The sequence below is a fragment of the Flavobacterium ginsenosidimutans genome (genome assembly GCF_003254625.1).
GTDB classification, from domain to species: domain Bacteria; phylum Bacteroidota; class Bacteroidia; order Flavobacteriales; family Flavobacteriaceae; genus Flavobacterium; species Flavobacterium ginsenosidimutans.
In genome coordinates, this window is the sequence record NZ_QJRJ01000071.1 from 16,047 (window position 1) to 38,222 (window position 22,176).

Annotated in this window: 22 protein-coding genes; 11 read left to right on the forward strand and 11 right to left on the reverse strand. The window is 31.9% G+C overall.

The annotated features are described in order from the left end of the window. Positions 1-61 precede the first annotated feature (61 nt). The 4 genes from DM444_RS05610 to DM444_RS05625 all read left to right on the forward strand — a co-directional run bounded on the left by DM444_RS05610 (position 62) and on the right by DM444_RS05625 (position 4,314). A complete protein-coding gene (locus tag DM444_RS05610) occupies positions 62-1,873 on the forward strand; it encodes a LysM peptidoglycan-binding domain-containing protein (protein ID WP_111284821.1) in 1,812 nt (603 codons plus the stop codon). 46 nt (positions 1,874-1,919) lie between these two features. Beyond that, positions 1,920-2,888, forward strand: a complete 969-nt coding sequence (locus tag DM444_RS05615) for a DUF4837 family protein (protein ID WP_111284822.1) — start codon at positions 1,920-1,922, stop codon at positions 2,886-2,888. Positions 2,889-3,071: 183 nt separating this feature from the next. Continuing rightward, entirely contained in the window at positions 3,072-3,713 is a 642-nt protein-coding gene (locus tag DM444_RS05620; RefSeq protein WP_111284823.1) for a DUF1579 domain-containing protein, read from the forward strand. 154 nt (positions 3,714-3,867) lie between these two features. Further along, positions 3,868-4,314, forward strand: coding sequence for a GNAT family N-acetyltransferase (locus DM444_RS05625; protein ID WP_111284824.1), 447 nt, complete (start codon positions 3,868-3,870; stop codon positions 4,312-4,314). On the opposite strand, the gene DM444_RS05630 is transcribed toward DM444_RS05625, so the two are convergent. Then, positions 4,311-4,628 carry a helix-turn-helix transcriptional regulator gene (locus tag DM444_RS05630; RefSeq protein WP_111284825.1) on the reverse strand — a complete coding sequence of 106 codons (318 nt, stop codon included), beginning with the start codon at positions 4,626-4,628 and terminating at the stop codon, positions 4,311-4,313. The genes DM444_RS05625 and DM444_RS05630 overlap by 4 nt on opposite strands. A gap of 419 nt (positions 4,629-5,047) precedes the next feature. Here DM444_RS05630 and DM444_RS05635 point away from each other — a divergent pair, with 419 nt between their 5' ends. The 3 genes from DM444_RS05635 to DM444_RS05645 are packed head-to-tail and all read left to right on the forward strand — an operon-like array spanning position 5,048 to position 7,240. After that, positions 5,048-5,368, forward strand: a complete 321-nt coding sequence (locus DM444_RS05635; RefSeq protein ID WP_111284826.1) for a 4Fe-4S cluster-binding domain-containing protein — start codon at positions 5,048-5,050, stop codon at positions 5,366-5,368. Between the two features lie 14 nt (positions 5,369-5,382). Next, a complete protein-coding gene (locus DM444_RS05640; RefSeq protein ID WP_111284827.1) occupies positions 5,383-6,231 on the forward strand; it encodes a hypothetical protein in 849 nt (282 codons plus the stop codon). Next, positions 6,194-7,240: an alpha/beta hydrolase family protein gene (locus tag DM444_RS05645; protein WP_111284828.1), complete on the forward strand. Its 1,047-nt coding sequence runs from the start codon at positions 6,194-6,196 to the stop codon at positions 7,238-7,240. Before DM444_RS05640 ends, DM444_RS05645 begins: the two co-directional genes overlap by 38 nt. Positions 7,241-7,408: 168 nt before the next feature. On the opposite strand, the gene DM444_RS05650 is transcribed toward DM444_RS05645, so the two are convergent. From DM444_RS05650 to DM444_RS05675, 6 genes are all read right to left on the reverse strand, one after another. After that, on the reverse strand, positions 7,409-8,212 hold the full coding sequence (locus DM444_RS05650; protein WP_111284829.1) for an OmpA family protein: 804 nt from the start codon (positions 8,210-8,212) through the stop codon (positions 7,409-7,411). 3 nt (positions 8,213-8,215) lie between these two features. Further along, complete coding sequence (locus DM444_RS05655; protein ID WP_111284830.1) at positions 8,216-9,853, reverse strand: S41 family peptidase; 1,638 nt, start codon at positions 9,851-9,853, stop codon at positions 8,216-8,218. A gap of 2 nt (positions 9,854-9,855) precedes the next feature. Next, the gene (locus DM444_RS05660) at positions 9,856-10,698 is read right to left on the reverse strand and encodes a DUF4349 domain-containing protein (protein ID WP_111284831.1); all 843 of its coding nucleotides are present in this window, start codon (positions 10,696-10,698) and stop codon (positions 9,856-9,858) included. Between the two features lie 70 nt (positions 10,699-10,768). Beyond that, positions 10,769-11,173, reverse strand: coding sequence for a ribonuclease P protein component (rnpA, locus tag DM444_RS05665; RefSeq protein ID WP_111284832.1), 405 nt, complete (start codon positions 11,171-11,173; stop codon positions 10,769-10,771). A gap of 1 nt (position 11,174) precedes the next feature. Further along, the gene (locus DM444_RS05670; protein WP_111284833.1) at positions 11,175-11,927 is read right to left on the reverse strand and encodes a hypothetical protein; all 753 of its coding nucleotides are present in this window, start codon (positions 11,925-11,927) and stop codon (positions 11,175-11,177) included. Beyond that, positions 11,915-12,184: a hypothetical protein gene (locus DM444_RS05675; protein WP_162614924.1), complete on the reverse strand. Its 270-nt coding sequence runs from the start codon at positions 12,182-12,184 to the stop codon at positions 11,915-11,917. The genes DM444_RS05670 and DM444_RS05675 overlap by 13 nt, the downstream gene beginning before the upstream one ends. A 206-nt stretch (positions 12,185-12,390) precedes the next feature. Here DM444_RS05675 and DM444_RS05680 point away from each other — a divergent pair, with 206 nt between their 5' ends. The 3 genes from DM444_RS05680 to DM444_RS05690 all read left to right on the forward strand — a co-directional run bounded on the left by DM444_RS05680 (position 12,391) and on the right by DM444_RS05690 (position 15,102). Continuing rightward, positions 12,391-13,137, forward strand: a complete 747-nt coding sequence (locus tag DM444_RS05680; RefSeq protein WP_111284835.1) for a lysophospholipid acyltransferase family protein — start codon at positions 12,391-12,393, stop codon at positions 13,135-13,137. 45 nt (positions 13,138-13,182) lie between these two features. Continuing rightward, complete coding sequence (locus DM444_RS05685; RefSeq protein ID WP_111284836.1) at positions 13,183-14,178, forward strand: acyl-ACP desaturase; 996 nt, start codon at positions 13,183-13,185, stop codon at positions 14,176-14,178. A 270-nt stretch (positions 14,179-14,448) separates the two neighbouring features. Further along, positions 14,449-15,102 (forward strand): HD domain-containing protein, encoded by a 654-nt coding sequence (locus DM444_RS05690; RefSeq protein WP_111284837.1) that lies wholly within the window; start codon positions 14,449-14,451, stop codon positions 15,100-15,102. A gap of 813 nt (positions 15,103-15,915) precedes the next feature. Here the strand turns inward: DM444_RS05690 and feoB are convergent. From feoB to DM444_RS05710, 3 genes are all read right to left on the reverse strand, one after another. Continuing rightward, complete coding sequence (gene feoB, locus DM444_RS05700; RefSeq protein ID WP_111284839.1) at positions 15,916-18,015, reverse strand: ferrous iron transport protein B; 2,100 nt, start codon at positions 18,013-18,015, stop codon at positions 15,916-15,918. Beyond that, complete coding sequence (locus tag DM444_RS05705; RefSeq protein WP_008465698.1) at positions 18,015-18,254, reverse strand: FeoA family protein; 240 nt, start codon at positions 18,252-18,254, stop codon at positions 18,015-18,017. The genes feoB and DM444_RS05705 overlap by 1 nt, the downstream gene beginning before the upstream one ends. Positions 18,255-18,357: 103 nt before the next feature. Then, on the reverse strand, positions 18,358-19,023 hold the full coding sequence (locus DM444_RS05710) for an SCO family protein (RefSeq protein WP_111284840.1): 666 nt from the start codon (positions 19,021-19,023) through the stop codon (positions 18,358-18,360). Positions 19,024-19,249: 226 nt separating this feature from the next. On the opposite strand from DM444_RS05710, the gene DM444_RS05715 reads away from it, so the two are divergent. After that, complete coding sequence (locus tag DM444_RS05715) at positions 19,250-21,307, forward strand: M13 family metallopeptidase (protein ID WP_111284841.1); 2,058 nt, start codon at positions 19,250-19,252, stop codon at positions 21,305-21,307. A gap of 378 nt (positions 21,308-21,685) precedes the next feature. Here DM444_RS05715 and DM444_RS05720 read toward each other — a convergent pair whose 3' ends face one another. Further along, complete coding sequence (locus DM444_RS05720) at positions 21,686-22,135, reverse strand: GyrI-like domain-containing protein (protein ID WP_111284842.1); 450 nt, start codon at positions 22,133-22,135, stop codon at positions 21,686-21,688. Between the last annotated feature and the right edge of the window lie 41 nt (positions 22,136-22,176).

Sequence of the window (22,176 nt, forward strand, 5' to 3'; positions counted from 1 at the left end):
AGATTTGCAAAAATACAACTCTTGTAATTGTTTGAATTACAGAATTTTAAAATAATGTTATATGATTGTAAAGAAATTATCACTTGTGGTTTCGGCTTTCTTTTCGTTAGCTGTCTGTGCACAGGAAACGGCGAAGACAGATCTAGAGATTAAGCCTGAGGTTAAACTATCATATTTAGATTCTATTAAAAGTACATTCAAAAGAGACCATTTAGCTTCAAAAGTTGATAGTCTTTGGATGAACGAATTAGTAAGTCTAGATATTTATGATGATTTGACTAAAGACATACAAACCATCAACAAAGATGTTACTGTAGATGAAGAACTTCCAACCGAATTGCTGAAACGGCGTTTAGTTGCGATGAATCAGAAATCACCTTTTGAAATCGAATACAATCAAGGTTTAGAAAATATAATAAAGTCATTTCTTAAGAACCGTAAAAAATCGTTTTCTCGATTAATGGCTTTATCAGAATATTATTTCCCAATCTTTGAGGATGCTTTTGCAAAACAAAACGTTCCTTTGGAAATAAAATATTTAGCCGTTGTAGAATCTGCTTTAAATCCTAAAGCAGTTTCTAAAATGGGCGCAACGGGACTTTGGCAGTTTATGTACGGAACCGGAAAACAATACGCTTTAAAAATTGATTCTTATATTGATGAAAGAAGCGACCCTCTTAAAGCTACTGCCGCATGTTCAGAATACATGACCAAAATGTACAATATTTTTGGTGACTGGGAACTGGTTTTAGCTTCTTACAATTCAGGTCCAGGAAATGTTACCAAAGCAATTCGTCGCTCTGGCGGAAAAACAAAATACTGGGACATTCGCAATTACCTTCCAAAAGAAACACAAGGTTACGTTCCAGCTTTCTTAGCAACAATGTATCTTTTTGAATATCATAAAGAACATGGAATTAACCCTGAAAGAGCAGTGGTTAAAAACTTTGAAACTGATACAGTAGCGGTCAAAAATCAAATGTCTTTCAAACAGATTGCCGATTTATTAGATATGCCACAATCTCAGATTCAGCTTTTAAATCCGTCTTATAAAATGGGAGTTGTTCCTTTTTATCAAGGAGAACAGCACTTCATTCGTCTTCCAAAAGATAAAGTAGCAACATTCGTTTCAAACGAAGATCAGATTTATGCTTACGTCAAGTATGATTCTGAAATGAAATCAACAAATTCTAGATTGGCGGTAAAATATGCTCCAAAAGCTAGACCAGCGGCAGCAAAACCAGCTGTGATTGAAAATGGAGATTTCGAATTCTATAAAGTTAGAAAAGGAGATAATTTAGGAGCAATTGCATCTAAATACAATGTTAGCATCAGTGAACTAAAAAAATGGAATAACTTAAAATCGAATTCAGTTGCCATTGGTAGAAATATTAAGATAAAATCTGAAGAAGAAGCGCCTGTTAAAAGTGCTCCAATTGTAGATAAGAAAGAAGAAGCTATTGCTTCTGCTGATGAAAAAGAGAAATCAGCTGTAGATATGGATTATGTTGTAGTAGCTGGAGACAATTTAGGTAGCATTGCAAAAAAATTCGGTACGACTATTGCGGAGTTAAAAGAACTTAACAATTTAACTTCAAATAACATTGGTTTAGGAAAAACGCTTATTATTTCTAAAGCAGCGATAGTTATAGAAGAGCCAGTTTCAACAGCAATTGCATCAAACTCGGTTGATACATTCAAGAAAAAAGCACCTTCTAAAAACGTTAGTGAAGATTATTACGTTAAAAAAGGAGATTCTTTATACAGCATTTCTAAAAAATATCCTGGAGTAACAATTTCAGATATTAAAAAATGGAATGGTATTAAAGATGAAGATATTAAACCGGGAATGAAACTTAAAATAAACGGATAATAGAAAAATCTTATTAAATTTGGGTTTTATTTCATAAATTAAAAAAATGAATAAAACCCATTTTTTATTGCTATTACTTCCGTTTTTACTGACTTCATGTTTCAAGAGTGAAAAGCAAAATGAAACAGTTTCAGGAAAAACCAATACTATTTCGGTCATTATTGACGATCAATTATGGTATGGAGAAGTAGGAGACAGCATCAGAAATAAATTTGCTTCGCCGGTTCTTGGACTTACTCAAGAAGAACCTCTTTTTACCATAAATCAATATCCTGCAAGATTATTGGAAGGCTTTGTTACAGATAGCCGAAGCATTATTGTGGTTAAAAAAACAGCCGCAGAAAAATTCGAAATCATTCGAAGTAAAACTTTACCACACAACACTTTTCGAATTTACGGAAAATCTGTCGATGATATTATTTGTAGTCTTGAATTGAATTCGCCTCAAATAATAAAGATTATTCACGATGCCGAAATTCAAAAAATTCAGGAAGATAACAGCGCTTCTTTGCTGAATAAAGCCATCATAAAAAATAAATTTCATATCAATATTCAAATTCCAACGGGATATGAATACATGCTACACAAAAAGAAGTTTATTTGGTTAAAAAAAGAAATCATAAGTGGGAATACAAGCTTATTGATTTATCAGATTCCATTGAACAATTTCAAAAAGAAAAAAGACGTCGTAAATGCTATAGTAAAAATGCGAGACTCTATTGGGAAATATATACAAGGACGTGAACCCAATACGCAAATGATTACCAGCGAAGCCTATGCGCCCTATTTTTCAAAAATTACTTTAGACAGCAGAGATGCTTTTGAAACAAAAGGAACATGGGAATTAAAGAACGATTTTATGAGTGGTCCTTTTATCAATTATGCAATTTTAGATAAAACTTTTAATAGAGTTTTAGTGATCGAAGGATTCTGTTATTCGCCATCACATCAAGAACGTGATTTAATGCTAGACTTAGAAGCAATCATAAAAACAGTTAGAGTTGATAAAAGATAGTTTTTTTGTTTAAAGTTTCATGTTTCAATCTCTGAGAACGTTACTTCCTTAAAAATTTACTTAGTGGTGTTTGCGTAAAACCTTTGTGAACTTTGCAGTTAAAAAGATAAAGCATATCCAACGTGAAACCTGAAGCAAAAAATTTCGTAATTTTATTCATAACAAACATAAAAACAAATAGTTATGAAAAAATTAACCACAACATTCGCAATTATAGCCCTGTGTTTTATTTCGTGTAAAAAAGAAGTAAAAACAGAGGAGCCAACCCCAAAAGCTGTAGACGGTGTTAAAACGGAAGAACCAGTTGTTGAAGAACCGCTTGATTCTGCAGCGCAAATGAAAGCTTGGGTAGCTTATGCAACTCCAAGTGCAGCACACAAATTAATGGCAGACGAAGTTGGAACTTGGAATTGCGATATGACTTTTTGGTCAGAACCAAATGGAAAAGCTGAAAAAGCAACTTCTACGGCAAACATCAAAATGGTTTTAGGCGGACGTTACCAAGAAGCAAGTTATCAAGGTACCATGATGGGACAACCTTTTGAAGGCAAAAGCACTTTGGCCTACAACAATGCCAGCGAAGAATACACCACAACCTTTATTGACAATATGGGAACCGGAATGATGGTTGCAATGGGAAAATACGATGAAAAAACAAAAAGTATGGAACTAAAAGGCGAAATGGTGAATCCTGTTAATGGTGAAAAAACACCTTATCGCGAAGTGTATACTATTGTAGATCCAAAGACTCGTAAAATGGAAATGTACGATGTAAAAAATGGTTCTGAATTTAAAAGCATGGAAATTATAATGACGAAAAAATAATTTTCTATTTAGGTAAAAGAATCAAAGGCACAAAGTTTTATTCTAAGAGATATAACTTTGTGTCTTTGCAATTTCTATGAGAAACTTTAGCACAGCTAAAAAAATAATATAACTTAGCGTCTTTGTGCCTTCGCGGCAAAACATAAAAATAAGAATGGAACTAAAATGGAAAATAAAGCCTTTTGAGGCATTAACTGTAGACGAGTTATATGATTTGCTCAGATTGCGAAGTGAAATCTTTGTAGTCGAACAAAATTGCGTTTATTTGGATCTTGATAGCAAAGACAAGAAAGCATTGCATTTAATTGGAGAGTTTGAAGGCAAAATTGTTGCGTATTCGCGATTATTTGATGCTGGAATAAGCTTTGATAATGCTTCGATTGGAAGAGTAGTTGTTGACCAAAACTATCGCGATAGAAAATGGGGACACGAATTAATGAAAGAAGCAATTGCTGGAATTAAATCCAATTTTGGAAAAGATCAAATCACTATTGGTGCACAATTGTACTTAAAGAAATTTTACGAAAGCCATGGTTTTGTCCAAACTAGCGAAATGTATTTGGAAGATGATATTCCGCATATTGAAATGGTTCGGGATTAGCTAGTTTTTTTTAATCGACTTAACTCATTTTTTAATATTTTATTTTCCTTTTTTAATAATTCAATATGTTCTATAACGAAAGAAGGGATACTAAATGATTGTGATAATGCATAATTTTTGTTTTCTTCAAATTCACAAATTTCTTCTATTTTAACATCTAATTCTTTAGCAATTCTCTTCCACTCGTTGACAGTTATTTTTATACTTCCATTTTCACGTCTACTGTAAGCAGATTGACTCATCCCAATTGAATCAGCCAATTTTTCTTGAGAATAACCTTTTTCAAGTCTCGCTAAGATTAATTTTCTTCTCATTACTGTATTTTTTTTCTTACAATTATATCATTTTTTTTAAACTTTTAAAAATTTAATCTTTCATTTTGATTTTTTTAATTAATCAATTCGCATAAAAACTGCATAGTTTTGAATAATGTTTTTGAAGAAGAGCCTATAAATTTGAATTAGTTATTAATTATGATTTTAAAAAATTAAATTTTTTATTATGAAGAAAGAAAAAGTAAAGTTTTTTTTTAGACAAGACTAGTAATGTTGAAAAAAAGGATGATTCATTAAGACCTTTATTAAGAACGGAAATGCAAAAGATATTTGGAGGTGTTATGGAGGATCGTGATCCGCCAGCAGGCAGAACATATACTGAAAGTACTTATGTAAGACGTTAAAAAAAATGTATTAATTATTGGGCGAGTGATCGCCCATTTTAATTGAATAATTTTATGGTAACTAACAATCTTGTAGTTAAAGTTGCAAGTAGATGTAATTTGAATTGTAGTTATTGTTACGTATATAATATGGGTGATACAAGTTATAAATTGCAGCCTAAATTTATGACTCAGAATGTTATCGAATCATTACTATTGCGAATAAAAGATAATTGTATTGAAAATAATCTTAGCGAATTTTTGGTAGTTTTTCATGGAGGTGAACCTCTATTGGCAGGCATTGGATTTTATGAGAACTTTATTAAAACTCAAAAAAGAATAATACCAAAAGAAATTCGTATTGAATATGGTATGAATCTAACGGTACATTATTAAACGAAGAAATAGCATTGCATCTTAAAGAGTTAAATATTCAAGTCGGAATTAGCATTGATGGAACGCCAAAATCTAATAGTATTAATAGAGTAGGCCATAAAGGAGAGAATATGTATCTTCAAATTGTAAATGGATTTAACTCGATTAAAAATGTATTTGGAGATGATTTTGCTAATTGTTTATGCGTAATTGATGTAAGTGATGATCCAAAAGAAGTTTATCTGCATTTTAAAAAATTGGAAGTAAATAATGTTCATTTTTTATTTCAAGATTATAATTATATAAATTCTGATAGTAATAAAGTGCCTAAAATTGGCAATTGGCTTGTAGAAATGTTTGATTTATGGATAAATGATAACGAATCAAAAAAACCAAATGTCAGACCATTTTCTGATCTTATTAATCTGATTCTTGGATTTGGTGGTGAATCAGAAATTTTTGGTTGTGGAATAAATAAAACTTTAGTTATAGAAACTGATGGAAGTATTGAAACAGTTGATACATTGAAAACTTGTGGAGATGGTTTTACTAAAACAAGTTTTAATGTACTCAACCATGACTTGAATATAATTTACAAGCACTCCGAATTAGCAAGATTATATTATTATAGTCATGATAAATTGTGTGAAACTTGTGAGAGTTGTTTGTTCAAGCCAATATGCGGAGGAGGATTTATAGGACACAGATATTCGTTGGAAAAAAAATTTAACAATCCTTCTATCTATTGCAAAGAAATCATTCAGATTATATGTCATATCCAGAATGAACTATTGCAGCGGTTATCACAAGAAGTTTTGCAAAAGATAAAATTACAAAAGTTAAATTATGACGAAATTATTAAAGATAAATTCTCAAGTGAATAAAGGGATACAAATAGTAATATTGTGTTTTTTCGTTTTTATAGATCATATTTATTCTCAAAACGATGAAAAATTTTATTTAGAACAGGCTGGTTTTTATAAAACCATCTTGAGAACAAAAAATGACACGATTATTTATCTTACTACAAAACAAAAAACATCCGTTCCTAAACCAACATTAGTTTTTGTACAGGGATCATTACCCTTGCCAATTCTTTTTTATGATGACATTAGTACAGGCTCAATAATTCCTTTTAAAATTGATGATTATCGATCAAAGTTTAATTTTGTTATTATAGGGAGAAAAGGGATTCCTTTAATAGGAAGTTATGATAGAGATTCCCGCGGATATGTAAATGAAAAAGGAGAAGTTCCTAAAAATTTTATAGAGAATGATAATTTAGAATATCGTGTAAAACAAGTTGTTTCAGTTGTTAATGATCTTAGTAAGAATAAACATTTTAAAAATGAACCATTATTTGTAATTGGACATTCTGAGGGATATCGTGTAGTTGCTAAAGCGGCAGAAAATAATAAAAAAATTGCAAAGATGGTTTGCTTGTCAGCTAATCCATTTAACAGGATTGCTGAAAGTATTTTAAAAGAAAGATTTTATAGTATTGATAGAGATACTGATGACCAATCTCAAAAGAATGTAGAAGAAGATTTGAAAGATTATCTAACTATTAAATATGATAAAAATAATTATAGCAATAACATCAAGTATAAGAATTGGTTAAGTTATAATCAAAACTTGAGTTTTGAAAGCTTTAAACATTATAAAAATCCACTTTTAATTGTTTACGGTACTAAAGACATTGGTTCTTTGCAAAATGATTTGTTGCCATTTTTATTAAATAAGAAAAATTTAAAACTCAAAAGTTATCCAAATTATGGGCATAATTTTGAATTTAGAAAGATTAATGCTAATGGTGAGGAATTAGAAACTACTTATCATTGGGATGATGTCTTTAAAGATATTGTTGAATGGCTTTTGCTTAAAGAAGTTTAAATTTACCTAATTTATGTTATCAAAAATTAAGGTCTAGAATAATATTTATTACATTTTCTGTAATGGAAATTAATGAATCATTTTTATGATTTGTGTTTGTTTGTTTGTTTGTTTTCTATGCTTGGAGAGCTCTGTGGACTTTTTCTTTTTCCTAAATTTAGAAATAAATCAAATTTGCGTAATCAAAAACTCAACTCGTCGATCGTATCTATCGCCCTTTCCTAACGGGTATTGATTGCCGCATCCGACATAGGTCATGCGGCTTTTTGATATTTTTTTGGAAATTAAATAATGAAAAACAGTTTTGGCGCGATTCCAGGAAAGTCTTCTTTCTTTGGTGTCTCTGTCAATTCCGTCACTATAGATTTCGGGTGTACAGCAAACATGTCCACGTATTTCAAATTTTAAGTTTCTGTGTTTTTGAAGCGTTACGGCAACTTTGTCTAATTCTTTTTTCGCAATTGGAGTTAATTTCGCACTTCCAATTTCAAATAAAATGGATTCCAGATAAACCTTATCGCCAACTTTTAATTTGTCTTTGAAGGAATTGTGAATGCCTTTTCCAAAGCTATTTTTTTTAATGACAATTAAATCAACCCGCCGATTTCGAAGACGGGTTTCGTATAAATTTTCAACTGTATCTGCTTTTACAACAATTCGGCCTTTTCCTTCCAGGATAACAATTTTACTTTGATTGAATCCTTTGCTTATTAGTAAGGTTTGAATTGTATTGGCACGATTGATAGATAATCTGTAATTATATTGATCGGTACCTCTATCATCACAATAGCCATAAATCTGTATCGACTCCACTTTTGATGTGTCAATGTTTTTTATAAAATCAGAAACAACATTGATTTGTTTGCTTGTTAAATCATATCTGTCAAATTCAAAATAAATCGTTTCAACAGGTTTTTGCTGCGCCGTGACTGTATAAAAAAAGAACAGAAATAAGGCCAGAGTCAGCTTCATTTATTACATTTTTAAAATCGTTTTATATTCTGTTTGATTATTTAATACACTAACTGCTCTTTTAATTTCCGAATTGTTTTTAAGGTAATACTGGTACAAACCTTCTTGATATTGGTATCTCTTAATCAGCTCTTCCAAAATCATGTTTTTAATTTCTTTTTGGTTTTTATCCAATAACGTGCTTTCGCTTTTCTCTAAAGCGGCTAATAACTGCTGATATTCAGGAGCAATTGTTTCGTCTATTTTTTCATTTTTAGCTGCAGCTAAAGTATTTTTCAAAGCAATTTCGGTTTCTGTATCGAAAGTGATTTTATTGGTTTTCAAAAACTGTTTGAAAGCTATATAATCGGCATCGGTTAAAGTTGGAATTTTATCTCCCAAATTCGGATTTTTATAATAATAGCTTGTAGCATAATCAAAAACACCATCGTTTTTAATTAAGGCAGTTGCAATTGGACTTATTTTTGCTTCTTCCAATTCGATATCTGGCAAAACTCCTCCGCCGTCATAAACCGTTCTTCCTTTTCTGGTTTTGAAAGCATTGAAATTTTTAGCATCTGTTTTTTGTGCAACACCATTTTTGTCCTTATGTGCATAATCCAAAGCTTGAATACATCTTCCAGAAGGCGTGTAATATCTAGAAATAGTTACTTTCAATTGAGTTCCATAAGTAAGATCAACAGAACGTTGTACCAAACCTTTTCCGAAACTTCTGCTTCCTAAAACCACTGCGCGATCCAAATCTTGTAAAGCACCCGAAACAATTTCAGAAGCTGAAGCACTTCTTCCGTTTACTAAAATCGCCAATGGAATTTCAGTGTCAACTGGTTCTTTTTGAGTTTTATAAGTGTTATTGTGTTTTTCAATTCGAGATTTAGTAGTTACAATCACTTCATTCTTTGGAACAAACAAATTACAGATATCAATAGCTTCATTCAATAAACCTCCAGGATTTCCTCTTAAATCCAAAACGATTTGTTTAGCACCGTCAGCTTTTAGTTTTTCAAGAGCTTCTTTTACTTCATTTGAAGCTTTTCTGCTAAAATGAGATAAAACAATATATCCTGTTTTGTCGTCAATTTTTCCATAAAAAGGAACTGATCTAATATCCACTTCATCTAAAACCAAAACTGTAGAACTCGGTTTTCCTTGACGAAGATATTTTATGTTGATTTTGGTGTTTTTTGTTCCTTTCAATAATTGCGAAGCATCGTCTTTAAAATCTGCAATTAAAATATCACCGATTTGGATAATTTCGTCACCCGCTTTAAGTCCTGCTTTGTCAGCTGGATAATTTTTATAAGGTTCACGCACAATCAGACGATCTTTTTTTCTAGAAATCAAAGCGCCGATTCCTGTATATTCTCCAGTGTTATTGATTTTGAAGTTTACAACATCTTGTTCATTGAAATAAACCGTGTACGGATCTAAACTTGCCAACATGCTTTTGATGGCTTTATCCATCAAATCGCCAGGATTTGTTTCGTCAACATAATTGGTATTTACGGCTTTAAACAAAGTTGTAAAAATTTCGATCTGTTTGGCAATCTCAAAAAAGTCCTCTTTAAAACTGGTTCCAACAAACAACATTCCCGCCGCAGCGACTGGTATAATAAATTTCTTTTTGAAATACGGATACATGATTATTCTTTTTTTCTTCTTTTTAATCTTTTTCTAATAAAATAGGCAAATACAACAAATAAAAATACAAACGGCCAAGCGCTTAACAATGAAATCAACAAATCGGATAAAGTATAGAATCCAGATTTAATGGCGTTCCAAAGCTTGGAACCGTATGATATTTTAACGCCTTCCTTTTCGGCAATTGTTTTGTAAAATTCTATTGTAATTGTGCTTTCAGAAACACGGCTTTCTAAATATTTTAACTGACCTTCTTTAGATTCGATTTCTTCTCGAATGGTCGAGATTTGTTCTTCAATTTCTAAAATCTCACTTACTTTGTTCGCTTTCTTTAAAATTTCAAGATAACGTTCTTCCAGTTTTTTCTTGGTTTTTAATCTTGAAGTCAGATCAATATATTGTTCTGTTACATCTTGAGCAGAAATATTTTTAACTTCAAAATAAGAAACACCTTTAGAAACATCATTTATAAAACGGTCAAAATTCTGGCTTGGTACTTTTACGATTAGATTTCTAAAAACAGTGCCATAATCTTTTCCTTCAGAATCGTTTATAATTCTCGCTTTACTACTTGCAACCGCTTTTTGAATTTGGCCGAAAGTATTTTCTAAATTATCAGTTTCAAATCGTAAAGTTGCTTCCTTTATAATCTTCTGTTCAATTTCTTGTTTGACTTTTGGGGCAGGTGCAGCTACTGGATCAAAATTTTTATCAGCAGAGCTAGCTTCTGCTTTTGCAGGCATTTGTACAGTTTGAATCGCATAAGCTTCTTCATTTAAAGCTTCAGATTTTTTACATCCGGAAAGAATTAAAAACAAAAAAGATAAAAAGAAAATATGTCGCATAGAATTTCAATTTAGAGCTAAAACTACGATTTTTTTGTCTAAGTTGATTAATAATCTTACGTTTTGAGATTTACGATTCTGTTTTGTTTTCAGAATCTTCAGATTTGTTGATTTGTGCTGAAAATTTCTCAAACAATTGAATCATTTTGGTGTTGATTTCTTCGTAAGACAAACGGTCTTTCGTCTGATAAAAAAACATTATCGAGTAAGGCCGATCTAGATTATTCAAAAGTAAATGTTTGTTCAAACGATAGGTTTCTCTCAAAACTCTTTTGAAGTAATTTCGGTCAACGGCTTTCTTAAAATATTTCTTTGAAACTGATACGCCAATTTTTGTTTCTTCTTCTGAATTTGCTTCCGCTTGACGGTAAACCAAACGAAGCGGATATTTAGACACTGATTTTCCTTCAGAAAATAATAATCCAATGGTCGTTTTGCTCTTTAAACGCTCGTTTTTAGGGTAAGTGAAGTTCATTTTATATGAAATGATTTAATACAAATTCTTTAAACCAGTTTGGGAAATCTTCTTCATTAATATGAAGTTTTAAAGTTTTTGCATCATATATTTCTGCAATTAGCGTTAACTTTTCTCCAGAATTGTCAAATAAATACGCTTTGTTTGAAATTTCTATAGCAGGAAATAGATTGTTCAAAGTTCTTGTATATCTGTCTTTTATAATTTGACTATCAACGGCATGTCCGCCTTTCTGAACTCTATTTTCTACTCGAGAAATATTAACTTCGGGATCATCAATACAGACAAAGTATAAGTATGTTGTATAACCAAGGGAATTTGCATCTTTAATATCATCCAATTTTGAAACGTGACTCATAACGGTTTCAAAACAAAAACTTTTGTTTTCATTTAGAAGTTTTTCCCTCAAAAATGAAGAAATAAGAGAGCCTTCATAACTATTAGGGTTTTTTGAAAGAGAAATGATAAAGTTCTCTTTTATATCTAGAGAAATTTCAAATCCCTTTGCTTTAGCAGTATCTATAAGGGTTTTAGTGTTTTCTTTTTTTAAGAAATTCGTTAAATCTTCCGACTTGGCTTTAATGTTGTATGAATCTAAATCTATCAAACCTTTGATCTGGAGAATCTTTTCAATATAATCCGCATTGATAAAATATCCAGTATTGTAATGTTTTGAAAATTCTTCGAAAAGAGTGCTTTTACCAGAGCCATTTGGTCCAGCAAATACTCTCAGTCTTTTTTTTATTTCCTGCATAATACCATTCCCTTTTTCAAACCATTATCTGAAATGGATTTATCTTGAAGATTTCGAATTACTCTGATTTCTCCGTTTGGCAGTTTTTCAATTATTTTTTTTCCTGAAATTGATTTTATAGTTAATCCTAAAGCTTTAGATTCCCTAATAGCATAACTTGAACTTTGTGAAGCAGATTTAATTAAAATGTCTGTTTCATTAAGATTTAGTTTTTCCCTGTGTTGTTTTATTACAAAACGTGCGATCTTGCTTTTCATGACTTTATAAAAGAAGTTTACTGTCAAATTTACAAATTTTATCTGATATAAATCCGTCATTTTATTGGAGCTTCAGCTCATTTAATTCAGAAAAAATTTGCAAATTCTGGTACAAAGGTACAATTAAACCATAAAAACAGTTATTGTTTTCAATTTTAATAAGTCTAAAAATATATTTACTACTTTTGCGCATTAATTTTTGAAGCATGGAAAAAATTATATCTTATCCAATATCGGTAATTTACTATTTATTATTTGGTTTATGTTTGGCTGTTTTTCATCCAATTCAGTGGATTTGTTTAAATGTATTTGGCTACCAGGCTCACAAAAAAAGTGTTGATTATTTAAATTTCTGCCTTTTAAAATGTACTAATCTTGTGGGAACAAGATATACAATTGAAGGAGTGGACACGGTTCCTAAAGGTGTGCCAATTATTTTTGTGGCAAATCACCAAAGTATGTACGATATCGTGGCAATGATTTGGTACTTTAGACGTTTTCATTGTAAATTTGTAAGTAAGAAGGAGTTAGGCAGTGGAATTCCAAGTGTTTCTTTTAATTTGAAATACGGAGGATCTGTCCTAATTGACCGTAAAGACCCTAAACAAGCGATACCCGTTATTAAAAGCTTGTCTGAATATATCGAAAAAAACACAAGATCTGCCGTTATTTTTCCAGAAGGAACAAGAAGTAAAACGGGAGTACCAAAAGAATTTGCGCAAAGCGGTTTAAAAATTTTATGCAAATATGCACCATCTGCATACGTTGTACCCGTAAGTATCAATAATTCTTGGAAAATGGTAAAGTTTGGTTTTTTTCCTGTTGGTTTAGGAAATCACCTCAAATTTACAGCTCACAAAGCTTTGGCTGTTAAAGATTACAAGTTCGATGAGCTGATGGAGATTACTGAAAAAGCAGTTAAAGAAGGAATAAATGAATATAAACAGGTTTAAGTTTTAGTCCGAGCTAAAATGTACAACCCAAATCTATAATAAGTAATGTCTATAAAAAACATTAGATTAGAAGTAATGCAGTTTTTGGAAAAAAACGTGGATAGCTTCGTTGAACAGTATTTAATTCCAGTGGAAAAAATTTGGCAGCCGTCGGATTTCTTACCAGATTCTCAAGGAGAAAACTTCTTTGAAGAGGTAAAAGAATTACGTGAGATTGCTAAAGAACTTCCTTACGATTTCTGGGTTACGCTTGTTGGTGATACCATCACAGAAGAAGCTTTGCCTACATATGAGTCATGGTTAATGGATGTAGAAGGAATAGATCAGCAAGAAGGAAATCAAGGAAACGGTTGGGCTAAGTGGGTAAAACAATGGACTGGAGAAGAAAACCGTCATGGAGATCTTTTAAATAAATACTTGTATTTGTCTGGTCGTGTAAACATGCGTGAAATCGAAATGACAACACAGCATTTGATCAACGACGGTTTTGATATTGGAACTGGAACTGACCCATACAAAAACTTTGTATACACTAGTTTTCAGGAATTAGCAACTTATGTTTCGCACAATAGAGTAGCTCAGATAGCTAAGAAATTTGGCGATAACAAGTTGTCTAAAATGTGTAAAATGATTGCAGGAGACGAAATGCGTCACCACCATGCCTATAGCGAGTTTGTTACTAGGATTTTTCAAGTTGATCCAAGCGAAATGATGTTGGCGTTTCAATACATGATGAAGCAGAAAATCGTTATGCCGGCTCACTTCTTGAGAGAATCTGGTCAAAAAATAAGCACAGCTTTTGAACAATTTTCAGATTCAGCACAACGCATTGGAGTTTATACTGCAAACGATTATGTTGACATCATGCAAAAGCTAATCAACAAATGGGAGATTGATAAAATTTCTAATTTGACAGATGAAGCAGAAAAAGCTCGTGATTACTTAATGAAATTACCTGCTCGTATGGCAAAAATCTCTGAAAGAATTGTTATTCCACAAGAATCACATATTTTCAAATGGGTTGAACCAGCGAGACTTTAAAAATTTAGATTTTAGATTTCAGAATTTTAATTTTTTGGTATGATGATTTTTATAAAGCTTGTCCTCCTGAGCGAAGTCGAAGGATCTCATGCTAAATCCATACGGGATGTCCTTCGACTTCGCTCAGGAAGACATAAAATGAGAATCTGAAAGTTGAAATTCTTTAAAGCAACTTTGTTGCTTTAATTCGATTAAAATATATTTGTTGATTGTTGAAGATTCAAAAATCTTTAGCAATCAACATTTTTTATAAACTGTAAAAACCTCTATATGAGCGATTCACAACTGATTATTAAAACCATTGCTTTTGTTAAAGAAAAACTAAATGATGCCGAAGGCGGACATGATTGGTTTCATATTGAGCGAGTTTATAAGAATGCAATTTTAATTTCGAAAGAAACAGAATGTGATCTTACAGTGGTACAATTAGGTGCTTTATTGCATGATATTGCGGATAGTAAATTTCATAATGGAGATGAAACTATTGGGCCAAAAACAGCAAGAGCGTTTTTAGAAGCCGAAAATGTTTCTGAGGACATCATTGCTCATGTTGTCAATATCATTGAAAATATCTCTTATAAAGGCGGAAATTTCGAAAGAAAGTTCTCATCGGTCGAATTGGATGTTGTGCAAGACGCCGATCGTTTAGATGCAATTGGTGCCATTGGTGTTGCAAGAGCTTTTAATTACGGCGGATTTAAGAACCGAGCTTTATATAATCCAGAAATTGCTCCTGTAACCAATATGACAAAAGAGGAATACAAAAAGAACAATGCTCCAACTATTAATCATTTCTACGAAAAGCTTTTACTGCTAAAAGATAAAATGAATACCAAAAAAGGAAAAGAAATCGCTGCAGAAAGACACCGCTTCATGGAATCTTTCCTCGCTCAGTTTTATGCAGAGTGGGAAGGGTTGAAATAGTATCGTCGCATTCTTTTATCCTATAAAATCAAGTTTTCAGAACAAAAAATAAAAATGGCTCTAATCTAGAGCCATTTTATTTTCAAATTTGATCTTAAATTATTAAAGCTTTGCAGATTTATAATCAGGATTTTAAAAGACTCATTATTCCAAAAGCGAATAAAAATCCAAAAGAAAACCATAATAATTTTGTAACCCTTCTATTTCTTGTGTTTTCCCTTTTTTCAAACCTTGTCATTTCAAATGTATTTTTAAAAATTCAAAAATAATTTTAATTAAGGTGTGATGGTGCCTTGAAAAGCTTTTAAACCATTATAATAAGACATTTTTTAATCACAGTTTTAAAGTTACAGTCTATATTCCTTATTCTATATTCTTAATTAGATAAAACCGAGAAAAAACTAATGATACTCTTTCATGTCAAATAAGTAATAATGGTTGCGCAGAAAAAACCTATTGCAAACCACAGTAATCGAGCAACTCTATTGTCTCGTATTACTTCCATTCTATCTTCTGGTCTCATTTTTTAATAAATTTAGAAGACAAAAATAGTTTTAGAAAATATACTAATAAGCTATTTTAGGTTTTTAAAATAACAGAATAAGACATTTTTATTCATAAAAAAAGCCATTCAAAATGAACAGCTTTTTTTACTTTGTACCTGTGAACCTTTGTCCCTTTTTAAGAACATCCACAATCAGTTCCATTGCCGCAGTCTTTTTTCTTTTTCGATTTAAAAAAAAACTTTTTAATCAAAAAAGCGACGGCTAATCCTAATATGGCAAAGGCTATAATTTCTTGAAACATAACTTTTTATTTTAAAAGTTGATACGCAATTAATGCGGTAAAATAAGCGAGACCGCTCATGAAAACCAACTGCATTGCTGGCCATTTCCATGAATTGGTTTCTTTTTTAGTAATGGCCAATGTACTGGCGCACTGCATAGCAAAAGCATAAAATAACAGTAGCGAAATTCCAGTCGCAAAATCAAATACTTTTTTCCCTGTATCTGGACGAATTTCTGCCTGCATTTTGCTTTTTATAGTCGATTCGTTATCAGTATCTCCAACACTGTAAATAGTTGCAAGAGTTCCTACGAAAACTTCACGCGCTGCAAATGAACTTATTAATGCAATTCCGATTTTCCAATCGTAACCTAAAGGCTGAATTGCTGGCTCAATCGCTCTTCCCATTAATCCGATATAAGAATTCTCTAGTTTTTGAGAATTAACTTCATTTTCAAATTGGGTTTCATCCAAAGTTGTATTCGCAAATCTTTCTTTTACAATAGTTTCTGCTTCGTTGAATTCTTTACCAGGTCCGTAAGAAGCTAAAAACCATAAAATAACAGATATTGCTAAGATGATTTTACCCGCGCCCACAATAAATGCTTTGGTTTTTTCTACAACATTGATTCCAACATTTTTGAAAAGGGGCATTTTATAGCTTGGCATTTCAACTACGAAATACGTTTTAGAATCTAATTTTAAAACTTTATTCAAGATATAAGCCGATAAAATGGCTGTAAAAAATCCTAGAACATAAAGAGCCATAAGTGTTAATCCTTGAAGATTTAAAACTCCAAAAACTCTTTTACTCGGAATAACTAGAGAAATAATAATAGCATAAACAGGTAATCTTGCTGAACAAGTTGTGAATGGCGTTACCAAAATAGTAATCAAACGTTCTTTCCAGTTTTCAATATTTCTTGTTGCCATAATCGCAGGAATTGCACAAGCTGTTCCTGAAATTAAAGGCACAACGCTTTTTCCTGAAAGGCCAAACTTACGCATGATTTTATCCATTAAAAAAACCACACGGCTCATATAACCGCTTTCTTCTAAGATCGAAATAAATAAAAACAAGAAAGCAATTTGCGGAATGAAAATAATAACTCCACCAATACCCGGAATAATTCCCTGCGAAAGTAAATCTGTCAAAATACCGCTTGGAAGTTCTTCGGCAACCCAACTGCTTAATGAAGCAAAAGTGCTGTCAATGAAATCCATAGGAATAGTTGACCAGCTGAAAATCGATTGGAAAATCAAAAATAAAATGGCAAAGAAAATGAAGTAACCCCAAACTTTGTGCGTTAAAACACGATCCAATTTTGCTCGAATATCTTTTGCCATCGAAGCATCAATCTTTAAACCTTCTTTTAAAACATCATTGATAAACTGATATCTTTTGATGGTTTCTTTTTGCTGTAAACGCTTTAATTCGGAATGCGATTTGGTAAAAGTGCTTCTGATTTCATTACGGTCTAAATTTGAAAAATTGACATCTTGCGTAATTACCAGCCACAATTTATACATCAATTGATTTGGAAATGCTTTTTGTAATTTTTCGAAATAGTCAGGATCAATTACTGAAGCATTCAAACAAGGTTCGTGCGGAATGGTTTTATAAGAAACAATTAATTCTTTTAATTCTTCAATTCCTAGACCTTTACGAGAACTTACTAAAGCAATTTTAGTTTTAAGTTTTTCTTCTAAATATGGAATATCCAAAGAAATTCCTTTGCGTTCCATACGATCTGACATATTGATCACCAAAATCGTCGGAATTTCAAGGTCTTTGATTTGAGTGTAAATCAGTAAGTTTCTTTTTAGATTTTCGACATCTGTTACAACTACTGCAACGTCTGGATATAATTTGTCGTTTTTATTTAATAGAAGTTCAATAACCACACTTTCGTCCATCGAACTCGCGTTCAAACTGTATGTTCCTGGCAAATCCAGAATGTTGGCTTTTATATTGTGGGTTAATTTGCAGAAACCCATTTTCTTTTCAACCGTTATTCCAGGGTAATTTCCAACTTGCTGGTTAAGACCCGTTAATTGATTAAAAACAGAGGTTTTTCCGGTATTTGGATTTCCGATAAGAGCAACATTGATATTCTGGACACTCATTACAAATTGGTTTTGATAAGTTCAACTTCAATTTCACGAGCTGTTTCAATACGGATTGCAACATGAGAACCATTAATATCTAAATATAAAGGATCGCCAAAAGGAGCAACCTGAAGCAATTCAACTAAACTGCCAGGAAGACAACCCATTTCTAATAATTTAAGTGGAATAAGATCGATATCAAAATCTTTGATAATGGCTTTTTCGCCTTTTTTCAGAGTGTGTATTGTATTTTGCAAGCTTATTTAGATTGAATTTAGATTGCAAAAGTAGGCAATTATTCTTTATTTCAAGGCATTTAACACTTCTACAAATGCTAAATGTTTCTAAAAATAAGGGATTTTACTCTTGAGAAAGGAATTCGATGTCTTCTAAAAGACGTTTTATGTCTTCTTTGTTTGTTCCGTCATAAAAACCTCTAACGCGACGTTTTTGATCGACCAAAACAAAATTCTCTGTATGTACCATATCATAAAGCTGATCTGGTCTTCCTAATTTAACAGCCAAATACGATTTTCTGGCCATAGTGTAGATTTCTTTTTTATCGCCAGTAACTAAATTCCATTTGCTGTCGACAACTCCATATTTAATGGCGTATGCTTTCAAAACAGAAACACTGTCAACTTCTGGAAAAACGGTATGAGAAAGCAACATTACTTTTGGATTATTTAAAACTGCTTTTTGAACATCAACCAAATTTGTTGACATTTTTGGACAGATCGATCCGCAAGTTGTAAAGAAGAAATCAGCAACATAGATTTTTCCTTCGTAATTTTTTTGGGTAATAGTATCACCGTTTTGATTGATGAAAGAAAAATCGGCAATGGTGTGGTATTTGCTTTTATATTGAATTGTACTGTCAACCAATTCAGGATTTACATCAGACGGATTGTAAATTGGAAGTGTCTTTTTTGGTTTTAAAGCCGAGTAAAACAAAGATATCGTAACAACCGAAAACACTATTAAAACAATAAAGAATTTGCGGTATTTATATAAAAGCGATTTCATAAAAATAATTTGGCGCAAAAATACAAAAAGCAGATTCTAAAAACTTTACTGAATTATTTTTTTAACAGCCTTTTGTAACTTTTACGAGTATCTGTATACATATAGCTCAGTGTTCAGGTTCTATTTGTGAAATTTATCTGTCTTTTTGGTTTTACAGTTAGAATTTTAACACAATTTTTGAAATAATAACAATATGTTTGTATTTTCCCTTAAACTATAATTTTTTATGAAAAAACAATTTGCTAAACCTGTGTTTGGTGTGATATCTGCAATGTTTGCAATAACTGCAGCTCAAGCTCAAACAGCGCCAAAAGAGCCAGGTATTAATGTATCTTACATGGATACGAAAATAAGCCCAAGTCAGGATTTTTTCAAATATGTAAACGGAACTTGGTTAGAAAAAACAGAAATCCCAAGTGATCGTACGACATGGGGAAGTTTTAACGAGCTGATTAAAAAAACTGACAAAGATGTAATGGCAGTTTTACAAGAAGCTTCAAAAAATCCAAAGTATAAATCAAATACAGATCAAGGAAAAGCAGTTAACCTGTTTAATACTTATCTAGATTCTATCGGAAGAAATAAAAGAGGAATCGAACCATTAAAACCATATCTGAAAAAAATCGACGCAATTAAAAATATTGCTGATGTTCAGAAATATTTGGTTGAAATGGAACAAGAAGGAAACGCTGGTTTTTTCGGAATTTACATTGGAGCTGATGATAAAGACAGTTCTAAAAACTCTGTAAATTTAGGGCCAAGCCAATTAGGACTTTCTGATAAAGATTACTACACTTCTGATGATAAAGATTCTAAAGAAAAACGTGCGAAATATGAATTGCATGTTGCAAGAATGCTTCAGTTTATTGGAGAATCTCCAGAAAAAGCGAAACAAAGCGCTGCTGAAATTTTAGCTTTAGAAACAGAATTGTCACAACCAAGATTAAACAGAGTTGAAAGAAGAGACAGCCGTTTGCAATACAACCCAATGACAATTGCTGAACTTCAAAAATTAACTCCAGCTATCAAATGGAACGAATATTTTGCCGGTTTAGGAATTACTAAATTAGAAACTGTAATTGTTTCTGAGCCTAAATATATGACGGCTTTAGAAACTGTTTTCAAAGCAAACAAAGTTGCACAATGGAAAGAATACCTAAAATGGGATCTATTAAACAATGCTGCAAGTAAATTGACAACAGCAATTGATCAAGCTAATTTTGATTTTTACAGCAAAACATTAAGAGGTGCAATTAAACAGCTTCCTGCTGAAGAAAGAGCGCTAAATGTAGTGAACGGAACAGTTGGTGAGGCTCTAGGAAAATTGTATGTTGAGAAAGTTTTTCCTGCTGAAGCTAAAACAAAAGCTGTTGACATGATTCATAATGTAATTACAGCTTACCAAAATCGTATTAACAATTTAAGCTGGATGTCTAAAGATACAAAGGCAAAAGCAATTGAAAAATTGAATAAAATTACGATTAAAGTTGGATATCCTGATAAATGGAAAGATTATTCAGCGCTTGAGATTAAAAGTGTTGCAGAAGGAGGAAGCTACTATGAAAACACTAAAAACGTATCAAGATGGAATTTTAAGAAAAGCATCGATAAATTGTCTAAACCTGTTGATAAAACAGAATGGCATATGTCTCCTCAAACGGTAAATGCTTATTACAATCCATCTTATAATGAAATTGTATTCCCAGCAGCAATTTTACAGCCGCCTTTCTACAATTACCAAGCTGACGAAGCGGTTAATTATGGTGGAATTGGAGCAGTAATTGGTCACGAGATTTCTCACGGATTTGATGATTCTGGTGCGCGTTACAATGCAGAAGGAAATTTAGTTGACTGGTGGACAGAAGATGATTTGAAACAATTTACTGCTCTTGGAACAGATTTAGCAAATCAATACAGTGCTCTTGAGCCTTTGCCAGGAATTCACGTTGATGGTAATTTTACTTTAGGTGAAAACATCGGAGATTTAGGCGGAATCAATGCTGCTTTTGACGGATTGCAATTGTATTTGAAAGCTCATGGAAATCCAGGTTTAATCGACGGATTTACACCAGAACAACGTTTCTTTATTTCTTGGGCTACGGTTTGGAGAACAAAAACTAGAGACGAAGCGATCAAAAATCAAGTGAAAACAGATCCGCACTCTCCAGGAATGTATAGAGCTTACGTTCCAATTCAGAATGTTGATGCTTTCTACAAAGCGTTCGATATTAAGAAAGGTGATAAAATGTATGTTGAACCAGAAAAACGAGTTAAAATCTGGTAATCAATTTTTATAATAAAAAAAAGGGCGGTCTCGATTTTCGAGACCGCCCTTTTTTATTTTGAGATAATCAAACAATGTTCCGTAGGAACATATCATCGGTAGCAAAAAAAATATTGACGATCCCATTATATTTGCGTTCCGTAGGAACGTTTGATTTTGATATAAATTTCTACAGCAAAATACCCCAGCGGGGTAAAATATTTATAGAATTTCAATAAGACAAATGAAAAAAGCTCCAGCGGAACGACATGTTTTTTATAATCTACTACATGTCGCTCCGCTGGAGCTTTATATTGTAAATATTTATTTTTTGGTATAAATATTTCGCTTCTCCGAAGCTTGCAATAAAAGAGCTTTTAAAAGAGAGTTCCTTTTGTTTTATTTTAAAGCGATATAGATGTCAACTTCTCCATTTTGTAAATTTGCCGACCTTTGATCGTAAACTTCAAAATCGGATGTAAAAGATCGGTTTAAATCAGAATTCCAAATTTTAAGCCATTCATTATAGACAGCACCTTCAGTTAAATTTCCCTTAGCAGTAAACTTTTCGTAAGTACTATTTTCAATTGTTTTTCCAATCATATCATTTGGAATTTCATCCAAACCACTTACTTTACATCCAATAATTGTCGTATAAGGTTTTGTATGATCTTTTTCGTAATCTGTATAAACGCAATAAATAGCGTTGTCTAGCTTGTTCGGAATTCTATCTCCAATATTTTCCGAGATAAATTTGTTCCAAAGCTGAGGTATATCTTTTCCAGATTTGCCACCTTCATTTGTTGTTCTAATAGCTATACCAATAATGCTAAATCTTTTAATGCTCATTATTTAATTTTTTAAATTATTGAGCAAATTTAAAAGTGTTT